Origin of the sequence: Streptomyces sp. ID05-26A, from assembly GCF_033794685.1 — a bacterium.
Taxonomy (GTDB): domain Bacteria; phylum Actinomycetota; class Actinomycetes; order Mycobacteriales; family Pseudonocardiaceae; genus Lentzea.
Window position 1 is genome coordinate 1,574,298 of record NZ_JARAYZ010000001.1, and the last position, 19,602, is coordinate 1,593,899.

The following is a 19,602-nucleotide window of genomic DNA, read 5'->3' on the forward strand; positions in this document are numbered from 1 at the left end:
GCGGTGGAACTGCGGTGCTCCGGTGGGGAATTACTCCCCGGTCGCCTTCGCGATGATCTCCTTCGAGACGCTTGCAGGCACCTCGGCGTAGGAGTCGAACACCATCGAGTAGTTGGCACGACCCTGGGTCTTGGACCGCAGGTCACCCACGTACCCGAACATTTCCGACAGCGGAACCAGTGCCTTGACGACACGGATGCCGCTGCGCTCCTCCATGGCCTGGATCTGGCCACGGCGGGAGTTCAGGTCGCCGATCACGTCGCCCATGTACTCCTCGGGCGTCGTGACCTCGACGGCCATCAGCGGTTCGAGGATCGCGGGAGACGCCTGACGGGCGGCTTCCTTGAGGGCCATCGAACCAGCGATCTTGAACGCCATTTCCGAGGAGTCGACCTCGTGGTAGGCGCCGTCGAGCAGCGTCACCTTCACGCCGACCAGCGGGTAGCCCGCCAGCACGCCGTACTGCAGCGCGTCCTGTGCACCCGCGTCGACCGACGGGATGTACTCACGCGGGATGCGACCACCGGTGACGGCGTTGACGAACTCGTAGAGCGCGCCGTCTTCCTTCTTCTCCAGCGGCTCGACGGTGACGAGCACCTTCGCGAACTGGCCGGAGCCACCGGTCTGCTTCTTGTGGGTGTAGGAGTACTTCTCCACCGCACGGCGGATGGTCTCCCGGTACGCCACCTGAGGCTTGCCGATGTTGGCCTCGACCTTGAACTCGCGGCGCATGCGGTCCACCAGGATGTCCAGGTGGAGCTCGCCCATGCCGGCGATGATGGTCTGGCCCGTCTCCTGGTCGAGGTTGACCCGGAACGTCGGGTCCTCCTCGGCCAGCTTCTGGATCGCGGTGCCGAGCTTCTCCTGGTCCGCCTTCGTCTTGGGCTCGATGGCCACCTGGATGACGGGCTCGGGGAAGGTCATCGACTCGAGCACGATCGGGTGCTGCGGGTCGCACAAGGTCTCACCGGTCGTGGTGTCCTTGAGACCGATCACGGCGTAGATGTGGCCCGCGATGGCCTCGGTGACCGGGTTCTCCTTGTTGGCGTGCATCTGGAAGATCTTCCCGATGCGCTCCTTGCGGTCCTTGGTCGCGTTGATGACCTGGGTGCCGGCGGAGACCTGACCCGAGTAGACCCGGATGTAGGTGAGCTTGCCGAAGAACGGGTGCACGGCGATCTTGAACGCCAGCGCGGAGAACGGCTCGTCGCTGGACGGGCTGCGCTTCACGACGGTCTCGCCGTCCTGCAGCGTGCCCTCGACCGGCGGGAGGTCGAGCGGCGACGGCAGGTAGTCGATCACCGCGTCGAGCATGGGCTGGACGCCCTTGTTCTTGAACGCGGAGCCGCACAGGATCGGGTACGCGGTGCCCGCGGCGACGATCTTGCGGAGGCCGGCCTTGATCTCCTCGACGGACAGGTCGCCGTTCTCGAAGAACTTCTCGGTGAGGTCGTCGTCGGTCTCGGCGACGGCCTCGAGAAGCTGCTCGCGGAACTCCTGCGCCTTCTCGAGCAGATCCGCGGGGATCTCCTCGATCGCGTAGTCCTCGCCCTTCTGGACTTCGCCACGCCACGTGAGAGCGCGCATCTCGATCAGGTCGACAACGCCGATGAAGTCGCTCTCGGCACCGATCGGGATCTGGAGCGGCAGCGGCTTGGCGGCCAGCCGGTCCTGGATCGTCTTGATCGTGAAGTAGAAGTCCGCGCCGAGCTTGTCCATCTTGTTGACGAAGCAGATGCGCGGGACGTCGTACTTGGTCGCCTGCCGCCAGACCTGCTCGGACTGCGGCTCGACGCCCTCCTTGCCGTCGAAGACGGCAACGGCGCCGTCGAGGACGCGCAGGTTGCGCTCGACCTCGACGGTGAAGTCGACGTGGCCGGGCGTGTCGATCAGGTTGATCTGGTGGTTCTTCCAGTAGCAGGTCGTCGCGGCCGACGTGATCGTGATGCCGCGCTCCTGCTCCTGCTCCATCCAGTCCATCACGGCAGCGCCGTCGTGAACCTCGCCGATCTTGTAGCTGATCCCCGTGTAGAAGAGGATCCGCTCAGTCGTCGTGGTCTTGCCCGCGTCGATGTGGGCCATGATCCCGATGTTGCGGACCTTGGCAAGATCAGTGAGCACGTCCTGTGCCACGGGTCTTTCCCCTGTCTTGAGCTTGTGAGCTCACTGGGGCTGGGAGAGCCCGACCTCTGCAGGCCGGGCGTCAGATCACCAGCGGTAGTGAGCGAAGGCCTTGTTGGACTCGGCCATCTTGTGCGTGTCCTCGCGACGCTTGACGCTGGCACCGAGGCCGTTGCTCGCATCGAGCAGCTCGTTCATCAGACGCTCGACCATGGTCTTCTCACGGCGCTGCCGGGAGAAGGTGATCAGCCAACGGAGCGCCAGCGTGGTGGAACGACCGGGCTTGACCTCGATCGGCACCTGGTAGGTCGCACCACCGACGCGGCGGCTCTTGACCTCCAGCGACGGCTTCACGTTGTCGAGCGCGCGCTTCAGCGTGACGACCGGGTCGGTGCCGGTCTTCTCGCGAGCACCTTCGAGCGCTTCGTAAACGATCTTCTCGGCCACCGAGCGCTTACCGTCGACCAGCACCTTGTTGATGAGCTGGGTCACGAGAGGCGAGCTGTAGACCGGGTCAGAGATAAGCGGCCGCTTCGGGGCCGGTCCCTTGCGGGGCATTAGCTCTTCTCCTTCTTCGCGCCGTAGCGGCTGCGAGCCTGCTTGCGGTTCTTGACACCCTGCGTGTCGAGAGAGCCACGGATGATCTTGTAGCGAACACCCGGCAGGTCCTTCACACGACCACCGCGCACGAGCACCATCGAGTGCTCCTGGAGGTTGTGACCCTCACCGGGGATGTAGGCCGTGACCTCGATACCGCTGGTCAGCTTCACGCGAGCGACCTTGCGCAGTGCGGAGTTCGGCTTCTTGGGGGTGGTGGTGTAAACGCGGGTGCACACACCGCGCCGCTGCGGCGAGCCCTTGAGGGCCGCCGTCTTCTGCTTGGCCACCTTGTCCTGGCGGCCCTTGCGGACCAGCTGCTGGATCGTTGGCATTCGCCGGCTACTTCTTCCGTCTTTTGAGGGTTCGCCTTGCGGTTCACCCTCGTGTTTCTTGATCCCTCTCTGCACCCGAGGTCGGGCGTGTCGCCCGCTCCCAAGGTCCGCAAGCAACAGTTCAACTGCCACTGCGAGTGGAGGACACCGCTGCCTCACGGGCACGCGGAGCGGCCCGACATGGGTCGGGCACAGGTAGCAAAGATACCCGCCCACGTCTACCTGGGTCAAAACGGGGGTACCGCACCCGCCCCTGCAGTAGACATGTCCATGCAGGTTACTCCTGGGCAGGAGGCACGAAACGGTGTGGCGGCAGCGGATGACGTCGTGCGAGCGCGGGTCCGGACGCGTGGCGGGTCTCACAGTCCTCACCGCCCTGACCCTGGCGCTGGCGGGGTGCTCCGGCTGGCACGAGCAGGCCGGCGTCGGGGAGTGCGCGAAGCAGGTCGACGTGAACAACACCAGCGTCGACATGGCCGAAGTGGACTGTTCGTCGCAGGAGGCCGTGTACCGCGTGTCCTCCCGTGAGCGACGCACGATGTGCCCGACCGGTGACTACCTGACCGAGTCCTCGGGACGTTCCCGGACGAACGGCAAGACGCGGCTCTGCTACGTCCTCAACGTGCAGGAGGGCGACTGCCTCAAAGCGGTCAACCAGTACTTCGAACGGGTGGCGTGCGGCACCGGGACGCGCAAGGTCGCGAAGGTCGTGGACGGCAAGTCGGACAAAGCGCTGTGCAACGGTGACGACGCGAAGACGTACTCGCAGCCGGTGAAGACGATCTGCATCACCAACTGAGCCGTTCGGCCGACACGAGTTGATCGTGTTCGATAGGTTTCCGGCGTGCTCGACGACGATCAGCTAGCGACTCGTAACGCAGAGTTGCGCGGCACCCTCGACAACCTGATGCGGGAACTCAAGGACCGCACCGACGGGTTGCGCGACGCCCAGGCCGCGATCGCGGCGATGTCGGGTGTGGCGTCCTCCCCCGACGGCAACGTCGTGGTGACCGTGGACTCGACGGGTGTGCTGGACAAGCTCGAACTCGGGCCGCGCGCGCTCGAGCGGGTCACCCCCGAGCAGCTGGCGCAGACGATCACGCAGGTGGCCCGGCGCGCCGCGCAGAACGTGCGCGAGCAGGTCAACGCCCACATGGCCCCGCTGACCTCGGAAGAGGGCACCGTCGACCTGCCGGACATCGTGCCCGGCGCACCGTCGATCAAGGACATCTTCCGGGTCGAGCAACGCGACGAGCCCGTGCCGCCGCCCCCGCCGTCCGATGAGGACTTCGGTTCCTCGGTGCTGCGCAAGGAGGCGAGCCCGGTCCGGCGCGCGGTCAGCACCGAAGAGGACGAGGACTTCGGCGGCAACTCGATCATGGGCAAGGGAGACCGCTGGTGAGCGCCGGTGGCCGCACGTACCTGGAGGCCGCCGGGGTCCGCTCGGCGGCGGCGAAGATGGTGAGCACCGGCGAGGACATGGCGACCGGCGCCGCCGCGCTGGCACGCGGCCTCGACGCCGAGGGCCGGTGCTGGGGCGACGACGAGGCGGGCCAGAAGTTCGGCACCGACTACGTGCCCGCGTCCGACGGCGTCCGCAAGGTGATGGCGGAGGTCGCGAAGACGTTGCAGGACATCGGGAAGAACCTCGAAGAGTCCGCGAACCTGATGGAACAGCAGGACCAGTTCAACGCACGCGGTATCAGCGGATAGCAGTCTGGGGGGATTGCGCACATGGGCATCGAGATGCCCGCCGAGGTCCGCTGGCTCATCCCGATCGTGGTGGGCGACAGCTGGCCGGAAGGCGACGAAACGGCGCTGCAACGACTCGCCGAGGTCTGGAAGCAGGCCGCCACCGACGTCGACGACGCCATGCGCGAGGCCGAGAACGCGGTCAAGCAGGCGTCGTCCAACATGGACGGCGAAGCGGCCGAGGCGTTCAAGAAGTACTGGGAGAAGTTCGTCAAGGGCGAGGAAGCCACCCTCCCCAAGATGAAGGACGTCTCCGACAAGCTGTCGACGGCGTGCCGCAACTGCGCGATGCAGATCGAGTACGCCAAGCTCTCGATCATCATCGCCCTGGTCATCCTGGCCATCCAGATCGCAGTGATGATCGCGTCCGCGGTGGCGTCCTTCGGCGCCTCGACCGCGGGCATCGTCCCGGCCCAGCTGGCGACCCGCGCGGGCGTGCAGATCGTCTTCCGCCAACTCGTCCAGCAGCTGATGCAGCAGGTGGGCCGCAACCTCATCGGCAAGCTGGCCCTCCAGGTGGGCATCGAGGTCGCCACCTCGGTGGCCACCGACCTCGCCGTCCAGGGCATCCAGCTGGCCAAGGGCACCCGCGACACCCTCGACACGAAGATGACCCTCGACGCGGCCAAGTCGGGCCTCGTCTCCGGCGTGATCGGCGCGGGCGTGGGCGCCGGCATGGGCAAGGTCCTGGGCGACGGCGTGGGCGACTCCATCGGCCGTTCGGTCGGCCGCAACGCCGCCGAGGAGGCCATCATCGGCGCGGGCTCGGCCCTGGCCGAAGGCGCCATGAGCGAGGAGGGCATCCAAGCCAAGGACGTCCTGTTCGGCGCCACCTCGGGCGCCGTGAGCGGCTCCGCCTCGGGCATGAAGTCGGGCATCGAGGGCATGAACGCCGACATCGGCGTCCCCACGGCAGGCGACATGCCCCGCGCCGACGCCCCACGCCCGGACGGCCCCACACCCGCCCCGCGCATGGACGGTCCCCCGCCCGCACCTCCCACGGCCCCGACGTCCACCCCGGACCCCGAAGCCCCACCCCGCCGTTCAGCCGACGCCACGGCGGCCTCCTACGCGGCCCCGCCGACGGAACAGCCGCACCACCGAGCGGACCCGACCCCGGCCTCGTCCGCACCGCCGCCTCCACCACAACAGCAGGGCGCAGGCCAGTCCCCCGGCCAGCCGGCGCCGGCCACCGCCCCGGCCGCGGCGAACGCTCCGCGCACCTCCATGCCGTCGGCGCCACCGATGGGTGGCACGTCGCCGTCGGGTGGCGGCTTCTCGCCCAGCAGCAGCCCGTCGAGTGGCGGAGGCTTCTCACCGAGCAGCAGCCCGTCGAGTGGCAGCGGCTTCTCACCCAGCAGCAGTCCGACGCCCAGCGGTGGTCACACTCCCGGCAGCGCACCTCCAGCGGCTGGCCCTGCGCACAACAGCGCCCCCGCTGCGAGCAGCAGTCCGACGCCGAGCGGCCCGACGCACGGCAGCGCACCCCCGGCGGCCGGCCCCGCGCACAACAGCACCCCGGCCGCGAACAGCGGCCCGACCCCCACGCACGGCAGTCCTGCTCCCTCAGGTGGTCCGTCGCCCGCGGGCGGCCACTCCCCCAGCGGCGGCCCGCCCCCAGGCGGTGCTCCGACCGCCGGCCACCACCCGTCCAACAGCCCTTCGCCCTCAGCCGCACACCACCCGCCCGCGGGCAACGGCCCCCACGCGGGCGGCCCACCTGCCGGCGCGAATCACCCCGCGTCCGGTCCCGCGCCGGGCACGAACGGCTCATCACCAGGCCACACCCCAGGAACCGGCCCGACGCCAGGTGGCCATTCGCCGACGGCTCCGCACGGCTCACCGCCTCCGGCCAACGCCCCGTTCAGCCCGAGCCCCCAGCACACGGCGGGGCCGGCTTCGCAACGGCCTCCTGCGGCGGACGTGGTCCACCAGTCGGCCACGTCGACGTCCGCTCCGTTCGCCCCGCAGTCCTTCGGCCCGCAGCCGAACCGCGGTCACGCGGACGTCCAGCAGGCACCCTCGCACTTCCCTGCCCAGCAACACAGCGCCCCGCAACAGCACCACGCGCCCCCGCGCCACCAGCCGGTGGCGGCGCCCGCTCCGCACCAGCCGCGCCATCAGGCCCCACCACCCCGGCAGGCGGCGCCACAACACGCCGCACCGCAGCAGCACCAGCCCGTCCAGCGCCCTGCGGCTGACCAGCCACGGCCGGTCGCGGCCGAGGCGGCGACTCCTCACGAGCGGCCCGCACGGACTCCAATGGAGGAGTTCATGCGGCGACGCAGCGAGGTCCCGCTGCCGGACAACCTCAAGCACCTGCGACACCACACCGAGTTCACGAAGGCGGGTCTGTCGCTGCTCGACGACGCCGGGCGCGGCGGGGACAGGGTCAAGTCGACGTCGGTCTCCGCCACCACCGTCGCTCCCGACCCTCACCGCTACACCGTCGACGTCCACGGCTCGGTCGACAGCGTGCGGGTCGGCGACACGAAGCTCACTCCCAGGGACCTCGCCGACATCATCCGGGGCGCCGGTGACTGGGACGGCAAGCAGCCGATCCGCCTGCTCTCCTGTCAGACCGGCAACAACCCGGACGGCTTCGCGGCCCACCTGAGCAAGGAACTCGGTGTCGAGGTCGTCGCCCCCGTCAAGGACGCCTGGGTCGACGACATGGGCAACGTGTTCGCGAGCTCCACGCACCACGACCCCAAGCGCGGCGACAACTCCCCCGGCTGGCCTCCGAACGGCGACTGGGTGACCTTCAAGCCGGACGGCACCAGCACCAAGCACGACCGGGCGGTTCCCCCTGGCGCGACGCCGACCTGGGGTTCGGACGTCCCGGAGAAGCGCCCGCTCGCGTGGAAGCGCGGCGAGCCCTCCCAGTACCACGCCGGCCCGGACGGCGTCTGGCGCGAGGTTCCCCCGCGCAACGCGCCACCACCCCACGAGACCAGGGGCAACGGGCCACGCCAGTGGCTGCCCAACCAGCAGCCACCTCAGCAGCACCGGCAGCCACCGCCTCCCGGCGCGCCCATGCACGGCCGGCCTCCGCAGGGCCAGATGCCGCAGGGCCAGATGCCGCAGCGCCACCCGAACCATGGCGGTCCCCAGCAACAACACCGTCCCTCGTTCGACCAGCACAACCGGCAACCAGGGTTCGACCCGCGCAACGCGGGGCAGCAGCGCGGCTTTGATCCGCGCCACCAGCAGCACCACCAGGCCCCAGGCCACCACAACCAACCGCAGCAGCAACCGCATCAGCACCCTGGTCAGCAACACCAACAGCAGCAGGGGTACCGCCAGCAGCCGCCCGGCCCGCAGTACTCGCAAGCACCGCGCCACGGACCCCAGCAGCCACGGATGGCGCCACCTGGCCAGCAGCCGCGCCCGTTCCAGGGACCACCCGGCCAGCAGCCGCCCTTCCGCCAGCCGCCACCTCAGGCCGGTCCGAACCAGCAGGGCATGCGCCCGATGCCGCCGCGAGCCGACAACCCGCAGGTGCGCCACGACGTGCCCGCACGCCCGGCACCGATCAGGGACACCCAGCCGGTTCCTCCGCGGCCCGCTCAGGACAGTCGGCCGCGGTTCGACACGACACCGGTCCAGCGCACCCCGCCGCCGGCCTTCACCACCTACTCGGGCCCGCCCGGCACGGAGACCCCCGCACCGCGACCACAGGCGTACGACCCGTCCAACGACCCGGAACTCCGTGACGCGATCGCGGACTACCGGGACAAGCACCCGGAGTTCGCCAACCTCACCGCGGACGAGTGGCAGGCGAAGACGCGCAACTGGGCGCTGGGCCCGAACGGCGAACTCCTCCTGCACGACGCCGATCCGGCCAAGCCGGCGGAACCCCGCTGGAAGACCTTCCAGAAGTGGGTCAACGACCTGTTCGACCAGAAGTCAGCCGGTACGTACGAGGGACACGGGCGCGATACCAGCGACCAGGACCTCACGTTCGCGCCAGGTGGTGAACTACCTGCCGACATGACGCGGACGATGCCCAGGAGCGTGCTCGACGGCATGGCCAAGCCGGTCGACATGGCGAACCTGCGGGAACCCGTCGTGTGGCGGGACGACGCCGACTTCCTGCGCAAGCCGCTCTTCCGCCTCGACGGGTTCGAGCACCCGATCATCGGCGGGCCGGGAATCGAGCCCAAGGACTCGACGAACATGAACGTCATGGCGCACGTGGGCCCGAACACCCACTCGGCCTTCACGTCGTTCGGGATGAGCGCGGAACACGTCGTGCAGCGGGAAAGCTCGACGTTCCACAACGCACACCCCCCGAGGGACGTCGAGGTCGGTCCGGGCGTCTACGAGCGGGTCGAGTACGTCACCGAGGCGTACCACCCGAGCGGAATCCACGTCGACGCCACCATCCGGGACAACGCCCACGGCGGCGGCTCGCACGGGGAGGGCGAACTCCTGTTCCCCGGCGGCATGCACAGCGAGTACATCTACCGGGTGTGGACGCGGACGACCCGCTTCACGCCGGAGACCGGCGAGATCACCACCCAGACCCTGAACGATCCGCAGGTCAACCCAGGCTTCAAGTACCGCGCGGAAATCGAGGAGATCGAAAGAGAGATGGCGGCATGAGCCAGGTCCCAGAGGTGCGCGTCGACACCTACCTCGGCGCGTCACCGCTACCGGAGATCGACGAGAAGGAGCTGGCCGCCGCCGCTCGGAAACCGAACGGCGAGATCCGCTACTTCGACCCGAACCAGCCGAAGTTCGCTCCTCTGGGACACCTCCAGCTGATGGGCGTCCGCGCGGTCGGCCCCGACGGCACCTTCACCGGCGAGGAATGGCGCAACCCCGAGTTCGTGCCGCACCCGAAGACGGCGGGCGGCGTCGAGTTCGCGAACCACTTCGAAGTTCAGTTGTGGCGCATGCTCAACGGGTTCGTGCAGCTCGGCACGTTCGTCGGCGCGTTCGCGGAGGCCGAGTTCCAGGTGGGCTGCGACTCGAGCGATGTGCTCGGTGTCGTGCCGGACACCGACGGACCGACACTGGACGTCTACACCACACCGGCCCGCGTCGAGGCCGGGAAGTGGCCGCGGTGGATGACGATCGTGGGCACCGACGTGTTGAAGGCACTCGGCCGCGACCCCGCGCTCGGCATCCGCTTCAACGGCGAGGACTGGCCGGGACTGCGCTGGCCCACGAGTGACCTGCTCCAGCTGTGGCAGGAGCGGGAAGCGCTCCTCGACGACTTCATGCGCACGGGCCCGCTGCCCACCGCTTCAACGACGATGGGCACCGTCGCGGCGCCGGCAGGAGGAAACCGGTGAAGGCGATCGTCTCTGGACCGCTGGGCACGGCGCAGCTCGTGGCGTGGTCGGGCCAGGTGTTCCCGGCGCAGATCGCGAACGTCCGCGACCACCAGCACGTCTCGTTCGACGCCGGAGCGGAGCACGGCATCGTCGTGCTGCAGCCGAGCCTGGTCGAGTCGTGGTTCTCGCAGACCGCGGTGGCACACGAGGACGGTGCGATCTTCGCGATCGAGGGCGTCTCGGACGAGGGCGATCTCGTCTGCCACCCGTTCACGGGGTCTCGGCCGAGGTACTGGCGCGTCAGGAAGTCTCCCGGCTCGTGCGACAAGCTCAGCCAACTGCGGGTGAACCACCTCGCGTTCCTCGACGAGCCACCCGCCGGGCAGAGCGTGGCGCTGCCGTGGGGTCCTGTCGCCGAGCCACGCCTCGACTCGATCGTCGACGCGATCACCGCCGAACTCTCCGCCGCCGCGGCTGAGGGCTGGCAGCGCATCCACGTCGAGTGCGAGGCGACGGCGGGCTGGCAGTCGCTCACGACCACGCTGTCCACTGCGGACGGTGAGGAGCACTACTGGCTGCCTCCGGCGTCGGTCAGCCAGTGGTTCCACCGCCTGAGGGCAGCGGGCCACAGCTTCCCGTCGGGAACCTGGTTCACCGCTCGCTACACCCTCGAACCCGGACAGCTGCCGACTCTCGCCTTCGACACCGAGACCGAACCCGCGTGGCAGCCGTACTTCGAGGACCGCGCCGACTTCGCGGTTCAGGCGCTGCGGCACGAAGCGACCTTCTTCCCGCGGTTCCCGACCCACGTGCCCGACTGGCTCGCTGCGGCGAGCGCCATGAACGCGGTGATCAACCCCGAGCCGGAGGAGATGCCGCGGGCGTCCCCCGAGCTGCTGCTGGTGCGCGCGGTCGACGGCATGTCCGAGCAAGGGGTCGCGATCTGCCATCGCACGCCGGTGACGGCCGGCGAGAAGCAGCTGCTCCTCGACTACCTCACCCGTGCACCGGTCGTGCTGGCCTCCCGGGGCTTCGCACCGGACGCGGTGGATCCGGCACATCCGGACTCGGTGCCCATGGTGTTCCGCACGGACGGCAGGTTCGTCTGGTCCGGCTCGGTGCCGCACTACCTCGAACACCACGACATCGCGCCGGACGTCGCGTTCCTGGGCCACGTCCGTGCGCAGCAGTACCGCACGCCGACCCAGCTTCCGTCCGCGGTGCGAGCACGTGCTCTCGCCGTGGCCACCGGTGCGCCGGACGTCGAGCCGGGCCTCACCGAGGAGTTCGAACAGGCTGCCAGTGCGGTGCTGGCGACCGCCGCCCACCTGAACCTGGACCCGGCCTCGTACTCGCTGGGCACCGTCGTCGACGGTGCGCTGTGCCTGGTGCGCGAAGGCGACCGGTACGTCGTGTTCTGGCTGTACGACGAGGATCGCCGCTTCTACGCCGCGTTCGACAGCCCTGGTGACGCGGCGACCTACCTGATCGGCTTCTTCTACTCCTACGCGGGATCCCTGCAACGCACCTGATTCACTGTGCGCGTGGACGACCTGATCGCGGCGATGGCCTCGCTGACCGGCTCTTCCGCCGACCCGGAGGTGCTGGGCGGCGACCGTGGTGACGTCGTGGTCGTGCGCGTCGGCGACGTCGTGGCCAAGGCGTTGCCGGCGGACACCGACGTCGAGGCGCTCGCGCAGCGGCTGGAGATCGCGGCCGCGCACCCCGAGTTGTTCGTGCCGCCGGTGATGCCGCTGCAGTTCGTGGACGACCGGCCGGTGACGGTGTGGGCGTACGGGACGCCGGTGAGTCAGGAGGACCCTGACAAGGCGCCGTGGGAAGAGAGCGCGGCGCTGCTGGCGAAGCTGCACGTGTTGCCCGTGCAGGGGCCTGTGGCCGGTACGCCGGAACGGATCGTGCGCGCTATTCGGGCGTTGCCGCCGGACTTGCCGCACGCCGATGTGGTGTTGCGTGCGTACGAGGTGTTGCCGCCGTTGGAGCTGAACGGCCGTGCGTTGATCCACGGCGATTGGCACCTCGGGCAGTTGGTGCACCGGGGTTCCTGGCGGCTCATCGACGTGGACGATCTCGGGGTCGGAGATCCGGTGTGGGATCTGGCACGACCTGCGGCTTTGTTCGCCGCCGGGGTGTTGCCCGACGACCTGTGGGCGCGGTTCCTCAACGCCTACCGTGAAACGGGTGGTGTGGCGCTGCCGACATCCGAATGGGAAGCGCTCAACATCCCGGCTCAGGCGTACGTTGTGCAGATGGCGGCTCGGGCACTCATGTCCGGGTTGCAGGCAGTGGAACCGCTGGTTGAAGCCTGTCGTCGGATCGTCGCGACGCACGAGAGCAGTGACCGCGGCTAATATCGTTTTGTCCGGTCCCACCGCAGGAGGCTCACCACGATGCAGTGTCCCAAGTGTCATGCGAACATGCGCACGTTCGACCGCATGGGCGTTCACATCGAGCAGTGCGACGGCTGCCGCGGGGTCTTCCTCGACTACGGCGAGCTCGAGTCGATCACGCGCCTCGAGTCCCAGATGCAGGCCCCGCCGCCGCCCGTCGCGCCGCCGCCCGCCGCCTACCCGCAGCCGGCCCAGCCCGCCTGGGGCGCGCAGCCGCAGCAGATCCACCACCACCACGGTGGCGGCCACGCCGGCTACGGCTACGGCCACCGCAAGCACCGCGGCCTCGGTGGTCTCTTCTTCTCCTCCTGAGTGCGCAACGGCCCCGGATCCCTGCTCCGGGGCCGTTGACGACTACCGAAAAAGTAGTGGATAATCGGTAGTCAACGAGAGGAGTGGCCATGTCTGTCGCGACCGAGGCCGCCCACATCCGCGACCTCTTCGACACGATCGAAGAGCTGGAAGCCGTCGCGTCATCCCTGTCAGAAGACGACGAACGCCGCGCCCGCCTCGACGGCGTGGTCGCCAAGACCCTCCGCCAAGCCCCGCCGGTCCGTCCCGTGGTGGCAGGCGAACTCCTCGACCTCACCGAGAAAACGGTGAAAGCCTGGGCCCGAGAGGGCGTGCTCGCCATCCACAGCCAGGAACCGCGCATGCTGCTCGACACCGTGCGCCTGCACGAGGTGCTCCACCTCGTCTCCGACCTCCGCCGCGCCGGCAAGACCCGCGGCCTGATCGACGAAGTCCACCGCCGCCTGAGCGACCAGTCACTGCTGGACCGCCAAGACCTCGCCAACTCCCTGGACGAGATGCGCAGCGGCAGGGGACGCGTGGTCCGCCCGGTTTGATCGAGGTAGTCGAAACCCCCACCGCTCACGCCCAGGCCGACGGCCTGCGCGGCAGAGCCCGCGTGGCCTACGAACGCTTCCTGGACGAACTCGCCCACTCGGGCTGCGCCGCTCTCGGCTACCGGGTCACCGGCCCGGAACCACTACCGCGCCTGTGCGTGAAGCACCTGCGGGGTGCGGACCGCGTCGTGGTCGCCTTCCCGTCCCCCGACGTCGTGTGGGTGCTCCTCGTGGGCCCGCACGACGACGACCCGGGCCTGGACCTCTACGAAGCCCTGTACGAGATGGCCGGCGTACGACCCCGCCTGTCGGAGAAGCGCACCAAACCCCGTTGCTGCACGGATGAGAGCGGCATCCCGCCCCTGGTGGACGAACACCTCGTGGACGACCTGGTGATCCGAGCCAGAGCGCTGGCCAGGGCCCGCCGCCGCTAGCACCCTTCGAAGGTCCTGACCACGAGCAGAGCTCACCGACAAATTTTCTTGTCAAGACAGACATAGTTGTCCTAAGCTGGGGTTCACCAGACGAACGGAGCCCACCATGTCCTTCCAGGCCTACCTCGACGGCGCGGAGAAGAAGACCGGCAAGACCCCGGCCGAACTGCTGGCGGAGGCAACCAGCCGGGGCTACGACGGCTCGACCAAGGCGGGCGTGTTCCTGGAGTGGCTGAAGAGCGACCACGACCTGGGCCGAGGCCACGGCATGGCGCTCTACCACGTCCTCAAGAACGGCCCGCAGATCAGCGAGAAGCACGTCGGCACCCAGGGCACCCACCGGGACGAGTCGACGACGCTCCGACTGGACGGCATCGCCAACCGCTAGAGCCCCAGCGCGGGCAGCAACGCCTCGTCCACGATCGCGGTGACCTCGTCGGCCGACGGGATGCGGCTGTTGTCGATGGCCAGCTTGAAGACGAGCGCCTCGCCGATCTGGGTGGTGATCGGCGTCAGGCGTGCCGGGTCGAGTCGGCCGCGGTCGGCGTACCAGCGCAGCACGGTCGTGGTGAAGGTGCCGCCACGAGGGTCGAACACCTTGTCCCACAACGTTTCCGCCAGCTCCGGATAACGCTCGCGCTCGGACGTGATCGCCAGCACCGCATTGGCCGCCGGAGTGGCCATCCAGTCCGTGAGCAAGGTCAGCGCCGCGATGAGGTCCGCCCTCAGGTCGTCCGCCGCCGGCGTCGGCACCTCCACCGGGTAGGACTCACCCAGCGCGCACTTGCGCCGGATCTCGCACAGGGCGTGATGCTGCTGCTCATCGCCCTGGCGCACGCCCACATGTACCTGTCACCGCAGGCGACCGGCTTCAGGTCGTACGCGATCGACGGCAGCCCGCTCGACATGGTGGTCACGGGGGTTCAGATCACCTTGGTCGACGGGCGGGCCATGCCGATGTTCGCCGCGTTGTTCGGCTACGGGTTCGTGCAGATCGCTGCGAGACGAGGCGATGACGCACGGCGCGTGCTGCGGCGGCGATCCGCGTGGTTGCTGGCGTTCGGATGCGCTCACGCACTGCTGCTGTTCTTCGGCGACATCCTCGCCGCATACGGGCTGCTCGAACTGGTCCTCGCCGGCGCTGTGCGCTGGAAAGACCGGTCGTTGCTGGTGTTCGCCGGACTGTGGCTGGCAGTGCACGGCACGGCGACCGCTCTGGCGGGCCTGCGGATCGCGGAGTTCGGCGGCGCGTCGGGAATGGTCTCGGCGACGGATCCGGTGACCGCGATGATCGACCGGATCACGTTGTGGGGTGCGCTCACGCCGTTCTTGATCATCGACCTGGTCGTGCCGTTCCTGCTCGGCGTGTGGGCCGCCAAGCGGAAGATGCTGATCGAGCCGCACGAGCACCAGAAGGCTTTGCGCGCCATCGCGTTCATCGGCATCGGCACGGCCGTTGCAGGCGGGATCCCGTTGGCACTGGTCGACACCGGGCTCTGGAACGGCGCACCGGAGGTCGCTCTCTACGTGCTGCACGGCCCGTCGGCGGCCTCGGCTACGCGGCCCTCGTGGGGCTTCTAGCCGTTCACCTCACCCCAGGTCCGGTGATCACGGCGCTCGCCGCCTGCGGGCAGCGGTCGATGACCTGCTACCTGCTGCAGTCCGTGGTGTTCGTGGCCGTGTTCGTGCCCTACGCGGGAGGACTCGGCACGGAGGTGGGCACCGCCGCGGCGTCCGGCATCGCCGTGCTCACCTGGCTGGCCACCGTGGTGTTCGCGGAAGTGTTGCGGCGCAACGACCTGCCGGGGCCGGCGGAGACGCTGCTCCGCAAGCTCGCCTACCGGTGAACGCCGAACGGCCCCCGGAGCGCGAAGCTCCGAGGGCCGTTCGAAGACAACCGACTAGCGGTAGTCGCGACCGAAGTCGTAGTCGTCCAGCGGCACCGCGGCACCAGTGCCCGTGCCGAAGACGTCCGGGGTGTAGTACCCGTCGTCGTACGAGGGGATCGCGTACGCAGCGGCACGCGCCTCCTCGGTCGGCTGGACCTGGATGTTGCGGTAGCGGTTGATGCCCGTACCAGCCGGGATCAACTTACCGATGATCACGTTCTCCTTGAGGCCGATGAGCTTGTCCGAACGCCCGTTGATGGCGGCGTCGGTCAGCACACGCGTGGTCTCCTGGAACGACGCCGCGGACAGCCACGAGTCGGTCGCCAGCGAGGCCTTCGTGATACCCATCAGCACCGGACGACCGGCAGCCGGCTCGCCACCCTCGGCGACGACGGCGCGGTTGCCCGACTCGAAGTCCGCGCGCTCGACGAGCGAGCCCGGCAGGAACTCCGTGGCACCCGAGTCGATGATCGTGACCCGGCGGAGCATCTGCCGGACGATGACCTCGATGTGCTTGTCGTGGATCGCCACACCCTGGGCGCGGTACACCTTCTGCACCTCACCCACGAGGTGCAGCTGCGCCTCGCGCGGGCCCATGACACGCAGGACCTCGTGCGGGTCGGGAGTACCTTCCAGCAGCTGCTGGCCGACGGACACGTGGTCGCCGTCCTGCAGCGGGCCGGTGGCCGTGTTGGCGAGACGCTGACGCTTGGACAGCTTCTCGAACACGATCTCCTCGGAACCGTCGTCCGGGATCAGCGTGATCTTCCAGAAGCGGTCGCCGTCCTCGATGCGGACGCGACCGTCCACGTCGGCGATCGGCGCCTTGCCCTTCGGGACGCGGGCCTCGAAGAGCTCCTGGACACGGGGCAGACCGGTCGTGATGTCGTCACCGGCCACACCGCCCTGGTGGAACGTACGCATCGTCAGCTGCGTGCCGGGCTCACCGATCGACTGGGCGGCGACGATGCCGACGGCCTCGCCGACGTCGACCAGCTGGCCGGTCGCCATCGAGCGGCCGTAGCAGGACGCGCACACACCGACCGGGGACTCGCAGGTCAGCACCGAACGCACCTTCACGCGGACGATGCCGGCCTCGACCAGCGACACGAGTGCCGGGTCGCCGAGGTCGTCGCCGCGGTTCAGGACCAGGTTGCCCTGCGCGTCGGTGATGTCGTCCGCGACCGTGCGGGCGTAGACCGAGGTCTGCGCGAACTCGTGCAGGCCGACCTTGTCGCCCAGCTGCTCGCCGACGGTCATCTGCACACCACGGGTGGTGCCGCAGTCGACCTCGCGGATGATGACGTCCTGCGAGACGTCCACCAGACGACGGGTCAGGTAACCCGAGTCGGCGGTACGCAGCGCGGTGTCGGCCAGACCCTTACGAGCACCGTGCGTCGCGATGAAGTACTCGAGCACCGACAAGCCCTCGCGGAACGAGTTCTTGATCGGGCGCGGGATGTACTCACCCTTCGGGTTGGTTACGAGACCACGCATACCCGCGAGCGAACGGACCTGCGTCATGTTGCCGGCGGCGCCGGACTGCACGATGACGCGGATCGAGTTGTCCTCGGGGAAGTTGTCTTCCATGATCTCGTGGACCTGCTCGGTGGCCTTGGTCCACACCTTGACCAGCTCGGAGTTGCGCTCGTCGTGCGAGAGCTGACCGCGCTGGTAGCGCTTCTCGACGGCGTCCGCGAGGCGCTCGTGCTCCTCGAGGATGTCCTGCTTCGCCGCCGGGACGAGGACGTCCGAGATCGCGACCGTGACACCGGAGCGGGTGGCCCAGTGGAAACCGGCGTCCTTCAGCTTGTCCAGCGTCCGGGCGACGGTGACCATCGGGTACCGCTCGGCGAGGTCGTTGATGATCACGGCCTGCCGCTTCTTGGGCATGACCTCGTTGATGAAGGCGTAGTCCTGCGGCAGGATCTCGTTGAACAGCACGCGACCCAGCGTGGTCTCCGCGAGCCACGGCTGACCGGGCTCCCAGCCTTCGGGCTCCTGGCCCTTGGGCGGGTTCTTGTCGGAGACGCGGATCTTCACCATCGACTGCAGGCCCAGGACCTTGCGGTCGAACGCCATCAGGGCCTCGGCGGGCGACGAGTACGAGTGGCCCTCGCCGATGTCGCCGGGCTTGTGACGGGTCAGGTGGTACAGGCCCGTCACCATGTCCAGACGCGGCATGGCCAGCGGCTTGCCGGACGCCGGGGACAGGATGTTGTTCGACGACAGCATCAGGACGCGGGCTTCGGCCTGCGCCTCGGCGGACAGCGGCAGGTGGACTGCCATCTGGTCACCGTCGAAGTCGGCGTTGAACGCTTCACAGACCAGCGGGTGCAGCTGGATGGCCTTGCCCTCGACCAGCTGGGGCTCGAAGGCCTGGATGCCGAGGCGGTGCAGCGTGGGTGCGCGGTTCAGCAGCACCGGGTGCTCGGTGATGACCTCTTCCAGCACGTCCCACACGGCCGGGCGCGCACGCTCGACCATCCGCTTGGCGGACTTGATGTTCTGGGCGTGGTTGAGGTCGACGAGCCGCTTCATCACGAACGGCTTGAAGAGCTCCAGGGCCATCTGCTTGGGCAGACCGCACTGGTGCAGCTTGAGCTGCGGGCCGACCACGATGACCGAACGGCCGGAGTAGTCGACGCGCTTGCCGAGCAGGTTCTGGCGGAACCGGCCCTGCTTGCCCTTGAGCAGGTCGGACAGCGACTTGAGCGGCCGGTTGCCCGGACCCGTCACCGGCCGGCCGCGGCGGCCGTTGTCGAACAGCGCGTCGACGGCCTCCTGCAGCATCCGCTTCTCGTTGTTGACGATGATCTCGGGCGCGCCGAGGTCGATCAGTCGCTTGAGGCGGTTGTTGCGGTTGATCACGCGGCGGTACAGGTCGTTCAGGTCGGACGTCGCGAAACGGCCACCGTCGAGCTGCACCATCGGGCGCAGGTCCGGCGGGATGACCGGGACGCAGTCGAGGACCATGCCCTGCGGGTTGTTGCGGGTCGCCGCGAAGGCGGCGACGACCTTGAGGCGCTTGAGCGCCCGCAGCTTCTTCTGGCCCTTGCCGCTGCGGATCGTCTCGCGCAGGATCTCGGACTCGGCGTCGACGTCGTAGTCACCCAGGAGCTTCTGGATGGCCTCCGCGCCCATGGCACCGGTGAAGTAGTCGCCGTAGCGGTCGTACAGCTCGCGGTAGAGGAGCTCGTCCGCGATCAGCTGGGCCTTGTCCAGCTTGGTGAACGTGGACCAGATCTCGTCGAGGCGGTCCAGCTCGCGCTGGGCGCGGTCGCGGAGCTGGCGCATCTCACGTTCGCCACCCTCCTTGACCTTGCGGCGCACGTCGGACTTGGCACCCTCGGCCTCGAGCTCGGCCAGGTCGGCCTCGAGCTTCTGGGCGCGGGCCTCCACGTCGGCGTCGCGACGGTTCTCGACGCGCTTGCGCTCGACCTGCATCTCGCTCTCGAGCGTCGGCAGGTCGTTGTGGCGCAGCTCCGCGTTCACGCCCACGATGACGTAGGCGGCGAAGTAGATGATCTTCTCGAGGTCCTTGGGGGCCAGGTCGAGCAGGTAGCCCAACCGGCTGGGGACGCCCTTGAAGTACCAGATGTGCGTGACGGGAGCGGCGAGCTCGATGTGGCCCATGCGCTCACGACGCACCTTCGCACGCGTCACCTCGACGCCGCAGCGCTCACAGATGATGCCCTTGAAGCGCACGCGCTTGTACTTGCCGCAGTAGCACTCCCAGTCCCGGGTGGGACCGAAGATCTTCTCGCAGAACAAGCCGTCCTTCTCAGGCTTGAGCGTGCGGTAGTTGATGGTCTCGGGCTTCTTGACCTCGCCGAAAGACCACTGGCGGATGTCGTCCGCGGTCGCGAGACCGATACGGAGCTCATCGAAGAAGTTGACGTCGAGCACGTCTACTCTCTTCCCCTTTTTAGA

The 19,602-nt window shown here is 68.6% G+C and carries 18 protein-coding genes; 13 read left to right on the plus strand and 5 right to left on the minus strand.

The features are described from left to right. Positions 1-30: 30 nt before the first annotated feature. The 3 genes from fusA to rpsL all read right to left on the minus strand — a co-directional run bounded on the left by fusA (position 31) and on the right by rpsL (position 3,053). A complete protein-coding gene (fusA, locus tag PV646_RS07660; protein WP_500342321.1) occupies positions 31-2,082 on the minus strand; it encodes an elongation factor G in 2,052 nt (683 codons plus the stop codon). 126 nt (positions 2,083-2,208) lie between these two features. Further along, the gene (gene rpsG, locus PV646_RS07665) at positions 2,209-2,679 is read right to left on the minus strand and encodes a 30S ribosomal protein S7 (RefSeq protein ID WP_030478293.1); all 471 of its coding nucleotides are present in this window, start codon (positions 2,677-2,679) and stop codon (positions 2,209-2,211) included. Next, positions 2,679-3,053 (minus strand): 30S ribosomal protein S12, encoded by a 375-nt coding sequence (gene rpsL / locus PV646_RS07670; RefSeq protein WP_030473471.1) that lies wholly within the window; start codon positions 3,051-3,053, stop codon positions 2,679-2,681. Before rpsL ends, rpsG begins: the two co-directional genes overlap by 1 nt. Before the next feature lie 349 nt (positions 3,054-3,402). Between rpsL and PV646_RS07675 the strand changes: the two genes are divergently transcribed. From PV646_RS07675 to PV646_RS07725, 11 genes are all read left to right on the plus strand, one after another. Further along, the gene (locus tag PV646_RS07675) at positions 3,403-3,852 is read left to right on the plus strand and encodes an LppU/SCO3897 family protein (RefSeq protein WP_500340751.1); all 450 of its coding nucleotides are present in this window, start codon (positions 3,403-3,405) and stop codon (positions 3,850-3,852) included. A 45-nt stretch (positions 3,853-3,897) separates the two neighbouring features. Next, on the plus strand, positions 3,898-4,455 hold the full coding sequence (locus tag PV646_RS07680; RefSeq protein WP_500340752.1) for a YbaB/EbfC family nucleoid-associated protein: 558 nt from the start codon (positions 3,898-3,900) through the stop codon (positions 4,453-4,455). After that, positions 4,452-4,766 (plus strand): WXG100 family type VII secretion target, encoded by a 315-nt coding sequence (locus PV646_RS07685; protein ID WP_500340753.1) that lies wholly within the window; start codon positions 4,452-4,454, stop codon positions 4,764-4,766. The genes PV646_RS07680 and PV646_RS07685 overlap by 4 nt, the downstream gene beginning before the upstream one ends. A 21-nt stretch (positions 4,767-4,787) precedes the next feature. Continuing rightward, complete coding sequence (locus PV646_RS07690; protein WP_500340754.1) at positions 4,788-9,413, plus strand: WXG100 family type VII secretion target; 4,626 nt, start codon at positions 4,788-4,790, stop codon at positions 9,411-9,413. Continuing rightward, the gene (locus tag PV646_RS07695) at positions 9,410-10,108 is read left to right on the plus strand and encodes a hypothetical protein (RefSeq protein WP_500340755.1); all 699 of its coding nucleotides are present in this window, start codon (positions 9,410-9,412) and stop codon (positions 10,106-10,108) included. Before PV646_RS07690 ends, PV646_RS07695 begins: the two co-directional genes overlap by 4 nt. Beyond that, positions 10,105-11,622: a hypothetical protein gene (locus PV646_RS07700; RefSeq protein ID WP_500340756.1), complete on the plus strand. Its 1,518-nt coding sequence runs from the start codon at positions 10,105-10,107 to the stop codon at positions 11,620-11,622. Before PV646_RS07695 ends, PV646_RS07700 begins: the two co-directional genes overlap by 4 nt. A gap of 12 nt (positions 11,623-11,634) precedes the next feature. Next, positions 11,635-12,459, plus strand: coding sequence for a phosphotransferase family protein (locus tag PV646_RS07705; protein WP_500340757.1), 825 nt, complete (start codon positions 11,635-11,637; stop codon positions 12,457-12,459). A gap of 39 nt (positions 12,460-12,498) precedes the next feature. Next, positions 12,499-12,810, plus strand: coding sequence for a TFIIB-type zinc ribbon-containing protein (locus tag PV646_RS07710; protein ID WP_500340758.1), 312 nt, complete (start codon positions 12,499-12,501; stop codon positions 12,808-12,810). 89 nt (positions 12,811-12,899) lie between these two features. Beyond that, the gene (locus PV646_RS07715) at positions 12,900-13,346 is read left to right on the plus strand and encodes a hypothetical protein (RefSeq protein WP_452255807.1); all 447 of its coding nucleotides are present in this window, start codon (positions 12,900-12,902) and stop codon (positions 13,344-13,346) included. Then, positions 13,343-13,780 carry a hypothetical protein gene (locus PV646_RS07720; RefSeq protein ID WP_500340759.1) on the plus strand — a complete coding sequence of 146 codons (438 nt, stop codon included), beginning with the start codon at positions 13,343-13,345 and terminating at the stop codon, positions 13,778-13,780. Before PV646_RS07715 ends, PV646_RS07720 begins: the two co-directional genes overlap by 4 nt. Positions 13,781-13,886: 106 nt before the next feature. Further along, entirely contained in the window at positions 13,887-14,168 is a 282-nt protein-coding gene (locus PV646_RS07725; protein WP_500340760.1) for a DUF4287 domain-containing protein, read from the plus strand. Here the strand turns inward: PV646_RS07725 and PV646_RS07730 are convergent. After that, a complete protein-coding gene (locus PV646_RS07730) occupies positions 14,165-14,617 on the minus strand; it encodes a TetR-like C-terminal domain-containing protein (protein WP_500340761.1) in 453 nt (150 codons plus the stop codon). The genes PV646_RS07725 and PV646_RS07730 overlap by 4 nt on opposite strands. On the opposite strand from PV646_RS07730, the gene PV646_RS07735 reads away from it, so the two are divergent. Then, complete coding sequence (locus tag PV646_RS07735; RefSeq protein ID WP_500340762.1) at positions 14,591-15,361, plus strand: DUF418 domain-containing protein; 771 nt, start codon at positions 14,591-14,593, stop codon at positions 15,359-15,361. The genes PV646_RS07730 and PV646_RS07735 overlap by 27 nt on opposite strands. Continuing rightward, positions 15,349-15,627 carry a DUF418 domain-containing protein gene (locus PV646_RS07740; protein WP_500340763.1) on the plus strand — a complete coding sequence of 93 codons (279 nt, stop codon included), beginning with the start codon at positions 15,349-15,351 and terminating at the stop codon, positions 15,625-15,627. Before PV646_RS07735 ends, PV646_RS07740 begins: the two co-directional genes overlap by 13 nt. Positions 15,628-15,681: 54 nt before the next feature. Here PV646_RS07740 and PV646_RS07745 read toward each other — a convergent pair whose 3' ends face one another. Further along, the gene (locus PV646_RS07745; protein ID WP_500340764.1) at positions 15,682-19,578 is read right to left on the minus strand and encodes a DNA-directed RNA polymerase subunit beta'; all 3,897 of its coding nucleotides are present in this window, start codon (positions 19,576-19,578) and stop codon (positions 15,682-15,684) included. Positions 19,579-19,602 lie beyond the last annotated feature (24 nt).